17 protein-coding genes are annotated in these 17,213 nt (G+C 33.3%); 12 read left to right on the top strand and 5 right to left on the bottom strand.

From position 1 onward, the window contains the following. Window positions 1-13 precede the first annotated feature (13 nt). The 12 genes from AC0N0V_RS17830 to AC0N0V_RS17775 all read left to right on the top strand — a co-directional run bounded on the left by AC0N0V_RS17830 (window position 14) and on the right by AC0N0V_RS17775 (window position 10,987). Complete coding sequence (locus AC0N0V_RS17830; RefSeq protein ID WP_474459874.1) at window positions 14-1,003, top strand: RnfABCDGE type electron transport complex subunit D; 990 nt, start codon at window positions 14-16, stop codon at window positions 1,001-1,003. 6 nt (window positions 1,004-1,009) lie between these two features. Beyond that, window positions 1,010-1,573: an RnfABCDGE type electron transport complex subunit G gene (locus tag AC0N0V_RS17825; RefSeq protein WP_474459871.1), complete on the top strand. Its 564-nt coding sequence runs from the start codon at window positions 1,010-1,012 to the stop codon at window positions 1,571-1,573. Window position 1,574: 1 nt separating this feature from the next. Beyond that, window positions 1,575-2,198, top strand: a complete 624-nt coding sequence (gene rsxE, locus AC0N0V_RS17820; RefSeq protein ID WP_474459869.1) for an electron transport complex subunit RsxE — start codon at window positions 1,575-1,577, stop codon at window positions 2,196-2,198. Then, window positions 2,198-2,779, top strand: a complete 582-nt coding sequence (locus tag AC0N0V_RS17815; protein WP_474459867.1) for an electron transport complex protein RnfA — start codon at window positions 2,198-2,200, stop codon at window positions 2,777-2,779. Before rsxE ends, AC0N0V_RS17815 begins: the two co-directional genes overlap by 1 nt. A 15-nt stretch (window positions 2,780-2,794) precedes the next feature. Further along, window positions 2,795-3,655 (top strand): RnfABCDGE type electron transport complex subunit B, encoded by an 861-nt coding sequence (gene rnfB / locus AC0N0V_RS17810; RefSeq protein WP_474459865.1) that lies wholly within the window; start codon window positions 2,795-2,797, stop codon window positions 3,653-3,655. Window positions 3,656-4,439: 784 nt separating this feature from the next. Further along, window positions 4,440-5,765, top strand: coding sequence for an electron transport complex subunit RsxC (gene rsxC / locus AC0N0V_RS17805; protein WP_474459863.1), 1,326 nt, complete (start codon window positions 4,440-4,442; stop codon window positions 5,763-5,765). A gap of 16 nt (window positions 5,766-5,781) precedes the next feature. Then, entirely contained in the window at window positions 5,782-6,783 is a 1,002-nt protein-coding gene (locus tag AC0N0V_RS17800; RefSeq protein ID WP_474459861.1) for an RnfABCDGE type electron transport complex subunit D, read from the top strand. After that, window positions 6,783-7,346 carry an RnfABCDGE type electron transport complex subunit G gene (locus AC0N0V_RS17795; protein ID WP_474459859.1) on the top strand — a complete coding sequence of 188 codons (564 nt, stop codon included), beginning with the start codon at window positions 6,783-6,785 and terminating at the stop codon, window positions 7,344-7,346. Before AC0N0V_RS17800 ends, AC0N0V_RS17795 begins: the two co-directional genes overlap by 1 nt. Then, window positions 7,343-7,963, top strand: a complete 621-nt coding sequence (locus AC0N0V_RS17790) for an RnfABCDGE type electron transport complex subunit E (protein WP_474464579.1) — start codon at window positions 7,343-7,345, stop codon at window positions 7,961-7,963. The genes AC0N0V_RS17795 and AC0N0V_RS17790 overlap by 4 nt, the downstream gene beginning before the upstream one ends. Window positions 7,964-8,011: 48 nt before the next feature. Further along, window positions 8,012-8,590, top strand: a complete 579-nt coding sequence (rsxA, locus tag AC0N0V_RS17785) for an electron transport complex subunit RsxA (protein WP_474459857.1) — start codon at window positions 8,012-8,014, stop codon at window positions 8,588-8,590. Window positions 8,591-8,608: 18 nt separating this feature from the next. Further along, window positions 8,609-9,430 carry an RnfABCDGE type electron transport complex subunit B gene (locus AC0N0V_RS17780; RefSeq protein WP_474464578.1) on the top strand — a complete coding sequence of 274 codons (822 nt, stop codon included), beginning with the start codon at window positions 8,609-8,611 and terminating at the stop codon, window positions 9,428-9,430. A gap of 318 nt (window positions 9,431-9,748) precedes the next feature. Beyond that, window positions 9,749-10,987 (top strand): cation:proton antiporter, encoded by a 1,239-nt coding sequence (locus AC0N0V_RS17775; RefSeq protein ID WP_474459855.1) that lies wholly within the window; start codon window positions 9,749-9,751, stop codon window positions 10,985-10,987. A gap of 482 nt (window positions 10,988-11,469) precedes the next feature. Here the strand turns inward: AC0N0V_RS17775 and AC0N0V_RS17770 are convergent, their stop codons facing one another. The 5 genes from AC0N0V_RS17770 to AC0N0V_RS17750 form a co-directional block, all read right to left on the bottom strand. Next, the gene (locus tag AC0N0V_RS17770; protein ID WP_474459852.1) at window positions 11,470-11,991 is read right to left on the bottom strand and encodes a GNAT family N-acetyltransferase; all 522 of its coding nucleotides are present in this window, start codon (window positions 11,989-11,991) and stop codon (window positions 11,470-11,472) included. A 674-nt stretch (window positions 11,992-12,665) separates the two neighbouring features. After that, window positions 12,666-14,531: an APC family permease gene (locus AC0N0V_RS17765; protein WP_474459850.1), complete on the bottom strand. Its 1,866-nt coding sequence runs from the start codon at window positions 14,529-14,531 to the stop codon at window positions 12,666-12,668. A gap of 501 nt (window positions 14,532-15,032) precedes the next feature. Beyond that, entirely contained in the window at window positions 15,033-15,551 is a 519-nt protein-coding gene (locus AC0N0V_RS17760) for a Gx transporter family protein (protein WP_474459848.1), read from the bottom strand. Window positions 15,552-15,693: 142 nt separating this feature from the next. Then, window positions 15,694-16,077, bottom strand: a complete 384-nt coding sequence (locus AC0N0V_RS17755; RefSeq protein WP_474459846.1) for a NusG domain II-containing protein — start codon at window positions 16,075-16,077, stop codon at window positions 15,694-15,696. Between the two features lie 134 nt (window positions 16,078-16,211). After that, the gene (locus tag AC0N0V_RS17750; RefSeq protein ID WP_474459844.1) at window positions 16,212-17,027 is read right to left on the bottom strand and encodes a class I SAM-dependent methyltransferase; all 816 of its coding nucleotides are present in this window, start codon (window positions 17,025-17,027) and stop codon (window positions 16,212-16,214) included. Between the last annotated feature and the right edge of the window lie 186 nt (window positions 17,028-17,213).

The raw sequence follows: 17,213 nt of genomic DNA, 5'->3' as shown, positions 1-17,213 counted from the left end.
AGGTGGTTTCTAAATGGCTGAAATAAAATTAAATGATAATATGCTAACGGTTTCTACGTCACCGCATATTAGAGCAGAAGAATCTATATCGAAGATTATGTGGAGTGTTAACATAGCATTAGCTCCAGCAGCCCTTTTTGGAATATATAATTTTGGTATCAAAGCTTTAACTGTAACTGTTGTTAGTATACTGGCTGCTATGGCCGGTGAATATTTTGTACAAAAAGTAAGGGGTAAGGAAATAACTATTAATGATGGAAGTGCATTTTTAACTGGATTACTTCTAGCAATGTGTTTACCACCAACTCTTCCACCTTATATGGCTGCTATCGGTTCATTTATCGCAATTATAATATGTAAACACTCAATGGGAGGATTAGGATGGAATATCTTCAATCCGGCTCATATTGGAAGAGCAGCTATAATGGTTTCATGGCCAGTTGCAATGACGACTTGGACTAAAATTACTACTAGTGTTGATGTGGTAAGTTCTGCAACACCTTTAAATATACTAAAACAACAAGGTTATGCTAAACTAGTTGAAACTTTTGGAGGCACTCCAAATCTTTACAAAGCATTATTTTTAGGTACTCGTAACGGTAGTATTGGAGAAACATCTACAATATTATTAGTACTTGGTGGAATTTATTTAATTTATAAGAAATATGTTAACTGGGAAGTGCCTGTTATTATGGTTGCTACAGTAGGAATTTTAACTTGGGCATTTGGACCAGCAGGGTTATTTACAGGAGATCCTATTTTTCATATGATGGCTGGTGGACTTATAATCGGAGCATTCTTCATGGCTACAGATATGGTTACAATTCCTATAACACGTAAAGGACAAATTATTTTTGCGTTAGGTGCAGGAGCGCTTACTGCACTAATAAGACTAAAAGGCGGTTATCCAGAAGGAGTTTGTTATTCTATATTATTAATGAATAGTCTTACACCTTTAATTGATCGTTTATGTCCTCCAGTAAAATTTGGGGCAAGGAGGTAATGGGATATGTCAGCAGAACATGTAGAAAAACACTATAGTATTTTTCAAATAGCTATGAATTTAACTGCAGCTTGTTTTGTATCGGGAGCAATCATCGCTGGAACTTATTTTGTTACAGCGCCAATTGCAGCTCAAAAGGCTATTGTGCTTAAAAATGATGCTATGAAAGCGTTAGTTAAGGATGCAGAAAGCTTTAAACCTGTGGATGGTAAAAAGGATTGGTTTGCGGCTCAGAAAGGTGGAAAAACAGTAGCCTACGTAATTCCATCAGAAAGCAAAGGGTTTGGTGGAGCAATAAAGATGCTTGTAGCTGTTACTCCAGATGGTAAAGTTATTGATTATGATATATTAGTTCATAACGAAACTCCAGGACTTGGAGATAACGCAAATAAACCAGCTTTTAGAGGAATGTTTAAAGGCAAGACAGCTGATAAATTAGAGGTTACAAAGGACCCTTCAAAAACTGATAACATACAAGCTATGACAGGTGCTACAATTTCCTCCAGAGCAGTAACAAAGGGCGTTAAAGAAGCTGTAGAGCAAGTTGTAGAATTTGCAGGAGGTAAGTAGGATGAGAGAGTTATGGAATATATTTAAAAAAGGTATAATTGCAGAAAATCCAATTTTTGTTCTTGCACTTAGTCTTTGTCCAGCACTAGCGGTAACTTCAACAGCAATAAATGCTTTGACTATGGGACTTTCAGTTATGTTTGTTATAACTACTAATAACTGTATAGTATCTCTAACTAGAAAAGTCGTAAATCCAAAGGTTCGTGTACCTGTTTATATTACATCAATTGCAACTATTGTTACATTAGTGCAATTACTTCTACAGGCATTCGCTCCTCTTCTTTATAAAGCTTTAGGAATTTATTTAGCACTAATAGTTGTTTTTGCAATAATTCTAGCTCGTGCAGAAGTATTTGCTGCGAAAAACCCTATAATACCATCAATGTTCGATGGTCTAGGAATGGGTGCTGGTTTTGCGCTTGCTATGGTATCAATAGGGGTAGTACGTGAGCTTTTAGGAATGGGATCAATATTTGGTTTTCAAATATTAGGATCATGGTATAACCCGGCTTTAATTATGATTTTACCTGCAGGTGGTTTTATACTGATTGGTTATATGGTTGCTGGTTATAAGATGATGTTAGAGAATATGGCAAAGCGTCAAGTTGAAAGGAGTGAAGCTTAATGGAACAGTATTTTACTATTTTTATAAGTGCAGTAGTTGTAAATAACTTCGTTTTAACAAGATTCCTAGGATTATGTATTTTCTTTGGAGTTTCTAAGAACCTAAATGCCTCTGTTGGTATGGGTATGGCTGTTACATCAGTTATGACGTTAAGTTCGATGCTTGCATGGCTTGTTCATCACTTTGTATTAGTTCCATTTGGGTTACAATTTTTGACTACAGCTGTATTTGTACTTTTAATCGCAAGCTTTGTTCAACTTCTAGAAATGATTATAAAGAAGCAAGCTCCAGCTTTGTACAATATGTGGGGGATTTACCTACTACTAATTGCTACAAACTGCGTTGTACTAGGAGTACCACTACTAAATGCTGATAATGGTTATTCATTCTCATTGAGTGTTGTACATGCTCTTGGTTCTGGATTAGGATTTGCACTAGCAATAATATTAATGGCAAGTTTAAGAGAGAAATTAAGATTAGCAGATGTACCTAAATCATTACAGGGACTTGGTATTGCGTTTATTCTAGCAGGAATGCTCGCACTAGCTTTCCTTGGTTTTTCAGGCATGATTGCTTTATAGAAAGGAGCTCGGGATATGAATACTTCTATTATGGTTTTAATTGTAATGACAATGGTTGGTTTAATATTTGGTCTTATCCTAGCGTATGCAAATAAAAGATTTGCTGTTGAAGTTAATCCGCTTATTCATATAGTTGAGGATATACTACCAAAGGGGCAATGCGGTGCTTGTGGCTACGCAGGATGTCAAGCATATGCTGAAGCAGTAGTTATAGACCCAAATGTAGCTCCTAACCTTTGTATACCTGGTAAAAAGCCAGTTGCGAATATGGTTGCAGAGTTAACTGGTAAAGTTGCTCCGGAAATGGCACCAAGAGTTGCTAAGGTAGGTTGTAGTGGAACACATACTAACGCAATCAGAAATTATAACTATGAAGGTGTACAAGATTGTCTTGCTGCAAGTTTATTGCAGGGGGGACCAAAGGGATGTCAGTATGGATGTGTTGGTTACGGTACTTGCGTAAAAAACTGTCCATTTGATGCGATGACAATGGGTGAAAATGGACTCCCTATAGTTGATGAAAAGAAATGTACAGGTTGCGGTAAATGTGAAACTGTCTGTCCTAAAAGGGTTATGCATATGGCGCCGATAGGATCACCAGTATTGGTTAGTTGTAATTCAAAGGATAAAGGCGCTGTTGCAAGAAAGCTTTGTACTGTAGCATGTATAGGTTGCGGACTTTGTTCTAAGAACTGCCCACATGGTGCTATAAAAGTAGAAAATAGTTTAGCTATTGTAGATTCAAGCATTTGTCTTGAAAAATGTAGTAATCCTACTTGTTTAGCTAAATGTCCAACAGGAGCTATTGCAGCTAATGGTGGAGTAAAAATTGTAATTGAAAGTCAGCAGGAAATTGCTGCAAACAAAACTATATAAAATTAATAATGAGAACTTCTGGACAATTATGTGGGAGGAAATATAATTGTTCAGAAGTTCTTTTTTTACTTAGTTAAAGTGTAAAGTTTTTTTATAAAAAATAAGAAGTTATAAGCTGTTGTGAAATATTACAAGATGAGATTTAAGCCAGCTGAAAGTGAAAAAATATTAAAAGTTTGGTCTAGCATCACTCATAAGTGTTTTTTAAAATTTGCATTATGTAAAGTTGTTGAGAGTATAGTATTTTGCTTAAAGTGTATAGAATATTTGATAAGTTTGGATAAAATTAAAAATGAATTCTGAAAATTGCATAAAACCAGTGAAATTGTGGGTAAGTTTGAGAAAATTTATCTAATTTTAACGAAAGCGTTTTCAAAAGGTATTGTAATTAAATTTTTAACAAGTATAATTAAAATTAAGAATGTTCTTATCAACTTAAAAAAGTATAACAGTGCATCGTAATTTAATATAATAATTAGTACAGAGTTATTTTTGCAAATTACTACAGTATAAAATTTATATTTAGCACAGTATAATAGTTTTGTTGATAACGTTAAGCAGTAAACATCTAATTAAATTGAAACAGATGCTAAGAAAAATAAAACAAGGACGTATTAAAGTGAATTTTTTATAGGCAATACTAAATGCATTAATACGTGTTTCAACTATTGTGTGGTACAGATAGTACAGCAGTTACGTGTATTTATTGCATTATTTGTAATATATTTGTTGCAAAGTTTAGAAAAGTTAAAACTTTGTCGATAGTAAGGATAGGGGGATTAAAATGAGTTTATTGACTTTCAAAAAAGGTGTACATCCACCTCATGGTAAACATTTCACAGAAAGTAAGCCAATTGAAGAATTATTACCAAAAGGTGATCTGGTATTTCCTATGTCCCAACATATAGGTGCTCCATGTGAACCTTTGGTTAAAAAAGGAGACAAAGTACTAGTTGGTCAAAAAATAGGTGAAGCAAAGGGTTTTGTATCGTCACCTATTTATAGTAGCGTTTCAGGAACCGTTAAAAACGTTATTCCTGTACTTACTTCAGGCGGAACAAGAGTTAACTCTATAATTATTGAAAATGATGGAAACTATGAAGAGGTTGAATTTGTTAAACCACAGAGCTACTCAGAATTGTCAAAAGAAGAAATAATAAAATTAGTTCAAGAAGCTGGTATAGTTGGTATGGGAGGAGCAGGTTTCCCAACTCACGTTAAGTTATCGCCTCCACCTGATAAAAAAATTGATAGTATTATTGTGAATGGTGCAGAGTGTGAGCCTTACTTAACTTGTGACCATAGAATGATGCTAGAGGAAAGCGAATATATAGTAGAAGGTCTAAAGATAATTCTTAAACTTTTTCCAGAAGCAAAAGGATACATTGCTATAGAAAATAATAAGATGGATGCAGTTGATATCATGCAAAAAGCTGTGAAAAACTCAAAGGATGCTTCCAACATTGAAGTTAAAGTTCTAAAGACAAAATATCCTCAAGGGGCTGAAAAGCAATTAATTTATGCGGTTACAAATAGAGAAGTACCTTCAGGGAAATTGCCAGCAGATGCTGGATGTATTGTGCAAAACGTAGATACAGTTAGAGAGATTTACAATGCTATTGTACTTGGAAGACCTCTAATGACTAGAGTTGTTACTGTAACGGGAGAAGCGGTAAAAGAACCTAAGAATTTAAGAGTAAAGCTTGGGACTAACTGGCAGGAACTTATTGAAGCTTGTGGTGGATTTAAAGAAGAACCTAATAAGGTTATAGCTGGTGGACCAATGATGGGAATGACAGTTTCGACATTTGATTTACCAGTAGTTAAGGGAACGTCAGGTATACTATGTCTTACTGATAAGCAAGCAGTGCTTCCAGAAGAATCACCATGTATAAGATGTGGAAAATGCGTACAAGCATGCCCAATGAATTTGATTCCATCTTTCTTGGATTCTTCAGCTAGAAGAACTAATCTTGATGCTTTTGAAGCAGAACACGGATTAGATTGTATAGAATGTGGATGCTGTACGTTCTCATGTCCAGCAAAGCGTCATTTGATTCAAACAATACGTAATGCAAAACGTACAGTTTTAGCAAGTAAGAGAAAATAGATAAGGGGTGACTTTAATGGCTCAAGTAACAAATGTAGAGAAGACGGAGTTAAAAAGCAAAGAAGCTGAAACTTCCGTAAAAAAGAATACAATATTTACACTGTCATCATCTCCTCATATTCGTGACAATGTAACAATAAAGTCTATAATGAGAGATGTGGCTATTGCTTTAGCACCTGCAACTTTAGCAGGAATATACTTCTTTAAACTACAGGCATTTTTAGTAATATTAACTTCAATTTTATCCTGTGTTGCAGCGGAGTATGTATGGCAGAAGTCTACTGGTAGAAAGATAACTGTTGGTGATTATAGTGCAGTGGTAACAGGTTTGCTTATTGCCTTTAACGTACCGCCATCACTTCCGTTATGGATGACTGCAATAGGTGCATTCTTCGGAATAATAGTTGTTAAGCAATTATTCGGTGGTCTTGGACAAAACATTGTAAACCCAGCACTTGCTGCAAGAGCGTTTTTACTTGCATCTTGGCCTGTAGCTATGACTACATGGACTTTAGATGGAGTAACTGGAGCTACTCCGCTTGGAATGTTAAAGAATGAACCAGGAACATTGCCAAGCCTTGCATCAATATTTTTAGGACATGTAGGTGGTTCTATCGGAGAAACATCAGCAATAGCAATATTACTTGGAGCAGCATATCTGTTCTATAGACGTATAATTACTTGGCATATACCAGCTACTTATATAGGTACAGTTTTAATTTTAACTACTTTAATCGGAAGAAACGGATTTATGACTGGAAATGGTTTATATGAAATATTTGCTGGTGGTTTAATGCTTGGTGCATTCTTTATGGCAACAGACTACACAACATCTCCAATGACTCCAAAGGGACAAATCATATTTGGATTTGGATGTGGTCTTTTATCAACTGTAATTCGTATATTTGGAGGATATCCAGAAGGAGTATCTTACTCAATATTAATAATGAATTTAGCAGTACCACTAATTGATAAATATACAGCTCCACGTGTATTCGGTATTGGAGGTGCGAAATAATGAAAATATTTAAATTAGCATTAAGATTATTTATAGTAGCAGGAATGGCTGGGGTTATACTTGGAGCAGCTCATGCTGTCACAGAAAAACCAATTGCAGAGCAGCAAAAGAAGGCAAATTCCGAAGCTATGAAATTGATTTTACCTAAGGCACAAGAGTTTAGTAAGTTAGAAATTTCACCAAAGGGTGATGTTATAGAAGTAAATGAAGGAAAAAGCTCAGGAAAAACAGAAGGCTATGCCATAAAAGTAACTCCAAAGGGATATGCAGGAGCGATTACCTTAATGGTTGGGGTATCTACAGAGGGAGAAGTACAGGGAATAAAGATTTTAGCTCACTCAGAAACACCAGGTCTAGGAGCAAATGCTACTGAACCAGCTTTTTCAGATCAGTATAAAGACAAGGCTACAGATAAACCGCTTGAGGTTGTAAAAAGACCAGTAGCAAGTGAAAATGAAATTCAAGCAATTACTGGGTCAACAATTACATCAAAGGCTGTAACAAAAGGGGTTAATGAAGCTGTTGATTATTATAAGAGCGAGTTGAAGGGAGGACAAAAATAGTGGGCGTTTTATGGGAAAGATTAAAAAATGGTATAATAACTGAGAACGTAATATTTGTTCAGGTTCTTGCTATGTGTCCTACACTAGCAGTAACAACAAGTGCTATAAATGGTATAGGTATGGGGCTTGCAAGTACTGTTGTTTTAATGGGTTCAAACTTAGCTATATCATTACTTAGAAAGTTTATTCCAGATGAAGTTAGATTACCAGCCTTTATAGTTGTTATTGCAGGATTCGTTACTTTAATTGACTTCTTGATGCAAGGATTCGTTCCAGCGTTATATAAATCACTTGGAATATTTATTCCTCTAATAGTTGTTAACTGCGTTATACTAGGAAGAGCAGAAGCTTATGCAAGTAAAAACAGCCCAGTTCCATCCTTATTTGATGGTCTTGGACAAGGTTTAGGATTTACAGTTTCACTAGTTATTATAGGTATGATTAGAGAATTATTTGGTACTGGGAAGTTGTTCGGTAATCAAATTATGCCAGCATCATTTCAGCCAGCACTTATAATGATATTGGCTCCAGGTGCGTTTTTCACACTAGGAATATTAATGGCTCTTTTAAATAATCGTAAGCTTAAGAAAAAAGGAAATAAAGAAGTAGCTGTTTAAAAATATTAGCTGATTTTTACTAAAACTAAGAAAGAAGGGTGAAAAGCGATGAATTTATTCATGTTAGTACTTTCGGGACTCCTAGTTAACAACTTTCTACTATCTAGGTTCTTGGGAATATGTTCCTTTTTAGGAGTTTCTAAAAAAGTTGAGACTGCAACAGGTATGGGCTTTGCAGTTACGTTTGTTATGGCGTTATCCTCATTAATATCCTATGTGGTATATAAAGCTATACTTATACCATTACACATTACTTACTTGTACAATATAGCCTTTATATTAGTTATAGCATCTTTAGTGCAGTTTGTTGAAATGGTTATAAAAAAGAAAAGCCCTGGACTATATAAGTCATTAGGAATTTTTCTTCCGCTAATAACTACAAACTGCGCAGTTCTGGGTGCGGTTATATTAAATATGCAAAATAACTACACTTTAATTGAATCTTTAGTTTTCGGAGTAAGTGCAGGACTTGGATATATGCTTGCTATAGTTTTACTTGCAGGTATAAGAGAAAGGTTAGATGCAAACGAGAGTATGCCAAAATCAATGGAAGGATTGCCAATAACATTAATTACTGCAGGAATAATGTCAATAGCATTCCTAGGCTTCTCAGGATTAATAAAGTAGGAGGTACAGTAAATGGAAATAAATCAATTGGTTCTTCCTTTAGCGAGTATTGGAGGACTTGGAGTTACATTTGGCGTGGTTTTAGGATATGCATCCAAAAAATTTGCCGTAGAAGTTGATGAAAGAGTTCCACTAATAAGAGAATGTCTTCCTAGTGCTAACTGTGGAGGCTGTGGATATGCAGGATGTGATGCTTATGCTGCAGCAGTTGTTGAAAGCGGGGCGCCAGCAAATGCTTGTACAGTTGGAGGTGCTAAGGTTACTGAACAAATTGCCCAAATAATGGGAGTAGAGGTTAGTGACTCAGAACCTTTAAAGGCTTTTATAAGATGTGGAGGCTGTAACAGCCAAGCAAAACAAAAAGGTAATTACTATGGTACTATGGATTGTAGAGATGCCATGGTAGTTCCAGGAGCTGGAGCTAAGTCTTGTGAATTTGGTTGTATGGGATACGGAAGCTGTGTTAAGGCTTGTCAGTTTGATGCTATAGATATCGTAGATGGAATAGCAGTAGTGAATCCAGATAACTGTGTTGCCTGTGGAGCTTGTGTAAAAGCATGTCCAAAAACATTAATAGAATTGAAACCTCTTTCAGCAGTTGTGCGTGTTGCTTGTAATTCAAAAAACAAGCTGAAAGAAGTTAAAGAAGTATGTCAAACAGGTTGTATCACTTGTAGACTATGTGAAAAAGCATGTCCACACGGTGCTATAACTTTTGAAAATAATTTACCGGTAGTAGATAAAGCTAAATGTGATCAGTGTTTTGCATGTGTATTAAAATGCCCTACAAAAGCATTAATAGCTTATGGTAAAGAAGTAAAGCTAGAAGAAGCTAAATAAGATGAAATGATGTGGGGAAAGTTCTAAAAGAGTTTTCCTCACATTATTTTTAATCTAAAATTATTTATACAATATATTAGTTTACTGGTTCTAATGTTTTTCATTCTATTAGTTTAGTAATGATGTTTTTAATAAATGAAATTTTATCAAAAGATTGGTGTTTATATTTTAAATGAAATAGTATAAGTATTCAAATAATAAGGGTAGAAGGTTGACAGGATTATGTTGTAGTATTATTATATAATTTGTAAATGTATACACAATTATACAAGTATTATAGAAATTATACAAAATTAGTTATTAAGGGAGATGAATTAGATGGAAGGAAATACGGTATTATTAACAGAAAATTTAATGAAGCTTTTAGCAATAATAATTTTATCAGGTGTTATATTTGCTAAAATAGGTAAAAAGGTACATATGCCAGATGTAGTATTATTTATAATAGCTGGTATAATTGTTGGACCATCGGTATTAAACTTAGTTAACTTTGAGAGTTATCCAGTAGCAAATCAGCTCATATTATCCTTTGGAGCTGCTTACATATTGTATGATGGTGGTAGGGAGATTCAATTAAAAGTATTAAACGAAGTAAAGGTGTCTGTTGGAGTACTGGCTACTTTAGGGGTAATAATATCTGCGTTTATAACAGGATTCTTTGCTTTTAAGGTATTACATTTGGATTTTATGTATGCATTGCTTTTAGGATCCGTTATTGCGTCAACAGATCCATCTGTGCTGGTTCCATTGTTCAAGAATATGAATATAAGTCCTAAGTTAAAACAAACAATAATTTCAGAGTCTGCATTTAATGATGCGGTAGGAGCAATTATGACTTTTGCAACAATTGGTATTATATCAGGGGGAGCTTTTTCACTAGGCCACAGCTTAATTGAATTATTAAAAGAAGCTGGCGGTGGAACCTTAGTGGGTGCTATATTTGGATTTATAGCAACATTTCTTGTATCTGAAGCTAAGTCTGGTTTGCTAAAAGGTTATGCAGCTGAAATAGCCGTAGCAGCAGTACTTGGAAGTTATGTAACTGCAACTCATTTTGCATTTAGTGGATTCATGGCGGTGTTTATAGTAGGAATAGTATGTGGTAATAAAGGAATGTTTAAACTTTCAGCTATAGGTGAGGAATCTTATGAATTACATTTAAAGTTTAAAGAGGTCACAATTTCTATACTCAGAATAATGATATTTGTTTTATTAGGAGTTCAAATGAACTTTGCTATATTAGGAAAGTACTGGGTAGGTGCATTAATAGTAGTTCTTGGATTTGTATTTATAGCCAGACCGGTATCTGTGCTTTTCTCAGTTATATTTGATAGAAAAGCAAAGTGGAATTTTAGAGAAATAGCTTATCTGATGTGGACGAGAGAAACAGGAGTTATACCTGCTGCTCTTGCTGGTATGCTTATATCTATGAAAATTGAGAATGCAGATATAATATCTGCTGTAACTTCAATGGCAATAATAATTACCTTGACATTCCAAGCTAGTACAGCAAAGTACTTTGCAAAGGTTTTAAAGTTAGAGATTGAAGAAAAATAATAAGAGAGTGCGACCTAAAATTAGGTTAGAGAACTGTTAGAAGTAGAGGTCTATAGTGTTGCGTCAGCCCTCTCTTCAGGAACAGAATCTAATACCAATAAACCTTTAAAAGCTCCAATATTTTTCAATGTTTTCTTACAGAAAACTGTGAAAAATATTGTGAGCTTTTAAGTTTATTAGTATAAGATTTTGTAATCCTTTGTTCGAAGCTGACTCCACACTATAAACCTCTACTTCTAACAACTGTAAGTTTTTTATGAGTTTTAAATCTATTAAATAAATCAAGTGTTTCAATTTTGGATTACCCAATCCATTATGCGCTAGCATGAAAGTGGTTTAGCTTTAAAAATAATATAGTGAAAAAATATTTAAATTTAAACAATTCCTCAGTGCGTTAGCACCATAATATTCAAAAATCTAGATAATTAGATAGATTTACTTAATAAGAAAAATGAGTCTTAACTGTATTTAACAGCTTATATTCAATCAAGTATTTTTTCAAAAAATATACTGTCACACCATTCTCCATTCTTATAAATGTATTTACTATCACGTCCAGTAAACTGAAAACCATTCTTTATTAATACTATTTGAGAACCTATGTTATAAGGTGATGTTCCTGCTTCTATTCTATGAAGTTTATGAATATTGGCGGCTTCATCTAAAATAAGTTTTACTGCACTTGTTGCATACCCCTTTCCCTGATGCTCCTCACCAATTCTATAACCGAGTTCAGCCTTATTAAAGATTTCTCTTACTATTGATAATAAATTTATTCTGCCAAGAATCATTCCAGTATGATTCTTTATTAAATACATGTATACTAATCCTTTCTCTTGTTCCTCCATTGACTCCTTTATTATTGTATTGAAATTATTTAATTCATAATAGTTATTTCCTCTTGGGAAACCTACTCTCTCAAAAAAAGCCCTATTTTTAAGTTCGAATGTAAAAAGTTCCTGTGCATCTGACTCCTCAAGTAAATTGATTATAATATCTGACATAAAAGCCTCCTTAACCTCGTAGTAAGTTACTGTTCTGATACAACTAATTATAATATTCATATGCTTAACAACAGTATCAAGTTATATATTCTAAGTATAACCTATGCTTTACTAGGATAATACTAAAGTTAATATTCCGTAATTATAACTTTCTATATCTATTATAGATTAAGTGAATTTCTAGTACCAAGTTTTTACTAAGAATATATACTTTCTTTATATTAGCGCCCTTTCGGGTAATTATTGTGAAATATCTTATAATCAGACTAATCTAGAAAAAATATTTTTTTGAAGCCTTCGGCATAAGGCATTAGCATGCCTTTAAGTTTGGAGAATTTACAAACACATAATAAAAAGGCTAGAATTAAAATAAAAATTTACAACTGTTATAAGGTTAGGTTTATGGTGTGAAGTAAGCTTCGAGTAAGAGGTTATAGAATCTTATACTGACGAGTTTAAAGACTCTCAATATTTTTCACAGTTTTCTGTAAGAAAACATTGAAAAATATTGGAGCCTTTAAAAACGAGTTAGTATTAGATTCTGTCCTCGAAATGAGGGCTTACGAAACACTATAAACCTAACCTTATAACAGCGCACTAAACTTACGATTAAGTCGCCATATACTGCAATTATTCAAATATTGTAGAGTTATGATTAATAAACGTAGAATAAACTAGTTATCTAACTCACAATCATCCTCATCTATTAAGTGATATGGAAAAGTAGCTACGACGACATCATGATTTCTTAATAAGGTTTCCCTAATAAAGAAACTTGTATGGTTATGTAAAACCTCTCCCCAATGTTCATGTGTAACAAATTGTGGTACAATTACTGTTACCTTTTCATTTTCACCTGCCGCATTTGCAATTAGTACTATATTTTCTAGAAGAGGAGTAACCACAGCTCTAAAGGGTGAATACTTTGCAACAAGTAGTATATCTGTATCTAATTCACTCCATCTACGTTTAAGCTTCTCCATTGATTCTATATCTGTTGAGATATTAAGAGCAATAACATTTTCACTTATACTCTGAGCATATTGGAGGGCACCTATAGTTGCCTTATTTAAGCTGGCAATTGGAACTACTACAATATGAGTGTATTTTGATTTTAAGTCTACCTTCTTTAAATTTAACTGACTAATACTTAAACCACAAGCAACTTTATCGTAGTGAGCCTTAATTCTCATTTGAATTAAGATTATAATTGGAATTAAAATTGCAACTATAAATGCACCTTCACTAAATTTCTCAATTAAAACTATTAGTGTTGTCAATAAAGTAACCAAAGCACCAAAGCCATTAATAATAGCACGTTTTACCCAGTTTTTACCTCGTTCTTTTCTCCAATGATTTACCATACCAAATTGACCTAAAGTAAAGGATATAAATACTCCGATTGCATAGAGCGGAATTAATCTATGAGTATCTGCTTTGAATACAATAACTAGAAGGCAAGCTATAAATGATAAAGCAGTTATTCCAAAAGAAAAACTAAGTCGTTTACCTCTAATTGTAAATTGCCTAGGAGCAAAACCATCCCTTCCAACTATGTACATAAGCATTGGAAAACCTGTGTAGGCTGTGTTACATGCCATGAGCAAAATTACAGCAGTGCTAAACTGTATTATATAATACATTATTCCCTTATGGAAAACACCAAAGGCAATCTGTGAAACAACTGTAGGACCATTTGCGATCGGTACAGCCGTATAGAATATGGCAAGCACTGAAGTACCTCCAAATATGAATAATATTAAAGCTGCTAATAAAATCATAACAATCTTTGCATTCTTCTGACTTGGTTCCTGAAAGTTTGGAACAGAGTTGCTTACTGCTTCTACGCCAGTTAAAGCGGAGCAACCAGAAGAAAAAGCTCTTAAAATAAGAAATATTGATATATTTTGTGTAGCTCTTTCAGGAATAGAAAACATAGGTTCTGGATGTATATTTAACACGAAATACTTAAATAAACCGTAGATAATCATAAAAATCATACTGAAAATAAAAATATAGGTAGGTATAGCAAAAATTTTTGAAGACTCACTTATACCTCTTAAATTTAAGATTGTCAAAACTAAAATTATAATTATAACAAAGGTAACTTTGTATTCTGTTAAGCTACTAAAAGCAGAAATGACAGCATCCGCACCGGCGCTGGCACTAACGGCAACTGTAAGTATGTAACTTATAATTAGTCCTGCACCAGCGGATAAACCGGCCTTAGTACCTATGTTTTCTTTAGCTACCTTGTAGGCACCTCCTCCTTGAGGATAAGCCCTAATAATTTGAATATATGAAATTGTTAATATTATTAATAAGCCAATAATCATGAAAGAAGTCCATGTTAACCACTGGTAAGCTAGCGTGCCAAGAACTATTAGGACAAAAAGAATTTCCTGAGCCGCATAGGCTACGGATGATATTGCATCACTAGCCATGATTGCAAGTCCAAAAGGAACATTATATTTTTCGTTACTACCCTTTTCATTTGCTAAAGGTTCTCCTAGTAAAACATCTAAAAATTTTTTTAGCATTAGTAATCCTCCTGTCTTATCCAACGAAAGTATTGTATAGTAATAATGGCTTTAAAAGTAATATTATAATCGAATTTTCTTTTAAATTATCACCTTGCATAAAATTAGTATTACTGTTTCTATAGTGTTTTTATGCATCTGCATAGGTGATTTTCATCACTGATTTGACAATAAAATCAAAATCATAGGAAGTTGTCCAGATGAAGGTTATAGAAGGTAATGTAACTATTCCTTTTATTAATTGAAGTATGAACCAAAGAACTGTTTATTGGTTGTTAACGAACTTAAAGGCTTCCAATCTTTTATAGTTTTTCTATAAGAAAACTATAAAAAATTGAAGCCTTTGGATATGAGTTGGTATTATAAATTATTTCTTTCTTCTACTTGGCCAAAAAGAATAAACTGTCAGGATAATGCCAAGTACTAACATTCCATCGACTATATAAGACGGCATAAAGGCTACCTCCATTTAAACGAATTTTGCGACAAAGAATCTTTAATCTATTTGTAAATAATATCTTTAAACATTCCTATTCTATTAAGATGAGAGTTTAAAAATTTAGTACATAACCCTATAAAATACCCGGTAATTACTGCAGACACTAAAAGTATAGGCAGATAAACATAAACTCTAAAGTCTTGTACTACAAAGGATGCCACAAAAAGTTGTCCAATATTATGAAAAATTGCTCCACATATGCTTATTGTCCATAAACTCATGGAGTCTTTAAAGGATTTGTACAGAATAATCATAACTATGTTACTCAGAAGTCCACCAGCTATGCTGAACATAAATGCAGACATGCTGCCTCCAAATATTGAACCAAGTATAGTTCTTAAAAACATAATTAAGAGAGCTTCTTTCCACCCAAGCATAAGCAAAGCAGCAAGAGAAATTATGTTTGCTAGGCCTAGTTTTATTCCTGGAAATAAAACAGGAATTTGAGCCTCAACTATGTATATTACTAGAGCTATGCTTACTAAAAAACTTAAGAATACCATTTTTTTTGTTTTATTCATAACAATGCCCCCCTAAGGAATTAGAAATAGGGAATGTTTTCATGAATGCAAAACCATTTATCTAATAATTCCTAATCATATACCCTACTGATTTTTTATTGTCATTTGATAAATGAATTGTCATAAATTTGCTTACAATGAATTAGTTTGATATCTGATCATAGTTTGAGTTTTTTCCCTCTATAGTAATAATAGTTTTATGTGGAAGGCATACAGCACTTTCACCAGGCTCAGATATCCACCCGGTCTTAACACAAACTTTATCAGGACAATCAGCATCTACAAAACGAATTTTTCCAGACTCCACCTCTACTAGATTGAAGTTGTTAATTTTATATGAAATATTAATCTGCTGTTTTGCTTTTGATGCATCTAAATCAATAGTTTTCACAACTTTACCATCCTGTTTTATTACTGCTATTTTATGAGAACTTTTCACATACTGTTTATATCCAAATACTCCAGCAGCACTTATTATAATCAATCCTACTATTAATATAGCAGCAATTTTATCTCCTTTTTTCATTTTGGTGCTCCTTTTAAGTTATTTCATTACTTAGTTACTAGCTAATATGATAAACTTTTATATCTATCATTATATCATTTAGTGTTTACTAAAGAAAAGGTTTAAATTATGGATTATAAATCAAAATAATTTAGCTAGGTTAGATTATTTTGATTACAATTATATATCTTTTCTGCGAGTATAGTAAATAACTTAGGAATGCCTTTATCCTCTGGCTTAGGGCTTTCACTCTCTTCTAATGTTTTTATATATAATCCATTATTAGCTATAGAGGTCACAATCTCACCAATAGTCCATTTCCTTAATCGAGCTTTTTGAAAAGCTCTTTTTTCTTCTTCGGTTAAGTTCTCCATACCAGGTACAAACTTTAAATAAGCTACGTCTGTATCTTCTGTTTCTTCACTAAAGTAATCTCCAGTAATTTTATGTTTTTTACCTTTTGTGGTTATAAGCTTTGTTGAGATAGGATGAAAATCTTCTAGTAAGAAAATACCACCTTTTTTAAGAAGTTTTGATGCAACATTAAAAAATGGATTTAAGTCTGTAAAATAATGAAGGATGCCAAGTTCACAAAATACGATATCATAATCACCAGTAAACTCTTCATCTGGTAGATTTAATACATCAGAAACAACATATTTTATGTTAACTCCACATTCTCTAGCTAGATCCATTGCATATCGTGAGTTTTCATAGGAAAAGTCCATTACTGTAACATCTGCTCCCTTTAAAGCTAGGGAAACCGCTTTAGTACCATTAGATCCGAGTAAGTTAGCTATTTTTTTATTGTTAACATCATTAAAGTATTTATTTAACATCCCAAGTTTTGAAGATGGATCATTAATGATCTTCTTTGAAGCTTCTAGTGGCGTGCCGAAACGGGAGACCCATGCTTCATAAGCCATCTGGTTCCAAGCAATTTCATTTATTTTAGTATGCTCTTCTTGCATTATAAATCTCTCCTTATATTTTAACTTAAAATAGTAGTTTTGTTGATTATATTATTGAAAACGTGTATATTCTATAAATAAAATTGTGTTAGTAGAACAAGACTACATTATAGAATATAAATAAATTTATGTAAATAAACAGTTACTATAAGATTTTACTATATTATAAATATATTTACAACGTTA

The sequence above is a fragment of the Clostridium sp. CS1-1 genome (assembly GCF_056135525.1).
The sequence above is the reverse complement of the archived record's forward strand: the minus strand, read 5'-3'. Positions and strand labels throughout refer to the sequence as shown.

Coding starts and splice junctions, on each gene's coding strand:
- AC0N0V_RS17830 (WP_474459874.1), top strand. CDS start 14: ATGGCTGAAATAAAATTAAATGATAATATGCTAACGGTTTCTACGTCA.
- AC0N0V_RS17825 (WP_474459871.1), top strand. CDS start 1,010: ATGTCAGCAGAACATGTAGAAAAACACTATAGTATTTTTCAAATAGCT.
- rsxE (WP_474459869.1), top strand. CDS start 1,575: ATGAGAGAGTTATGGAATATATTTAAAAAAGGTATAATTGCAGAAAAT.
- AC0N0V_RS17815 (WP_474459867.1), top strand. CDS start 2,198: ATGGAACAGTATTTTACTATTTTTATAAGTGCAGTAGTTGTAAATAAC.
- rnfB (WP_474459865.1), top strand. CDS start 2,795: ATGAATACTTCTATTATGGTTTTAATTGTAATGACAATGGTTGGTTTA.
- rsxC (WP_474459863.1), top strand. CDS start 4,440: ATGAGTTTATTGACTTTCAAAAAAGGTGTACATCCACCTCATGGTAAA.
- AC0N0V_RS17800 (WP_474459861.1), top strand. CDS start 5,782: ATGGCTCAAGTAACAAATGTAGAGAAGACGGAGTTAAAAAGCAAAGAA.
- AC0N0V_RS17795 (WP_474459859.1), top strand. CDS start 6,783: ATGAAAATATTTAAATTAGCATTAAGATTATTTATAGTAGCAGGAATG.
- rsxA (WP_474459857.1), top strand. CDS start 8,012: ATGAATTTATTCATGTTAGTACTTTCGGGACTCCTAGTTAACAACTTT.
- AC0N0V_RS17775 (WP_474459855.1), top strand. CDS start 9,749: ATGGAAGGAAATACGGTATTATTAACAGAAAATTTAATGAAGCTTTTA.
- AC0N0V_RS17770 (WP_474459852.1), bottom strand. CDS start 11,991: ATGTCAGATATTATAATCAATTTACTTGAGGAGTCAGATGCACAGGAA.
- AC0N0V_RS17765 (WP_474459850.1), bottom strand. CDS start 14,531: ATGCTAAAAAAATTTTTAGATGTTTTACTAGGAGAACCTTTAGCAAAT.
- AC0N0V_RS17760 (WP_474459848.1), bottom strand. CDS start 15,551: ATGAATAAAACAAAAAAAATGGTATTCTTAAGTTTTTTAGTAAGCATA.
- AC0N0V_RS17755 (WP_474459846.1), bottom strand. CDS start 16,077: ATGAAAAAAGGAGATAAAATTGCTGCTATATTAATAGTAGGATTGATT.
- AC0N0V_RS17750 (WP_474459844.1), bottom strand. CDS start 17,027: ATGCAAGAAGAGCATACTAAAATAAATGAAATTGCTTGGAACCAGATG.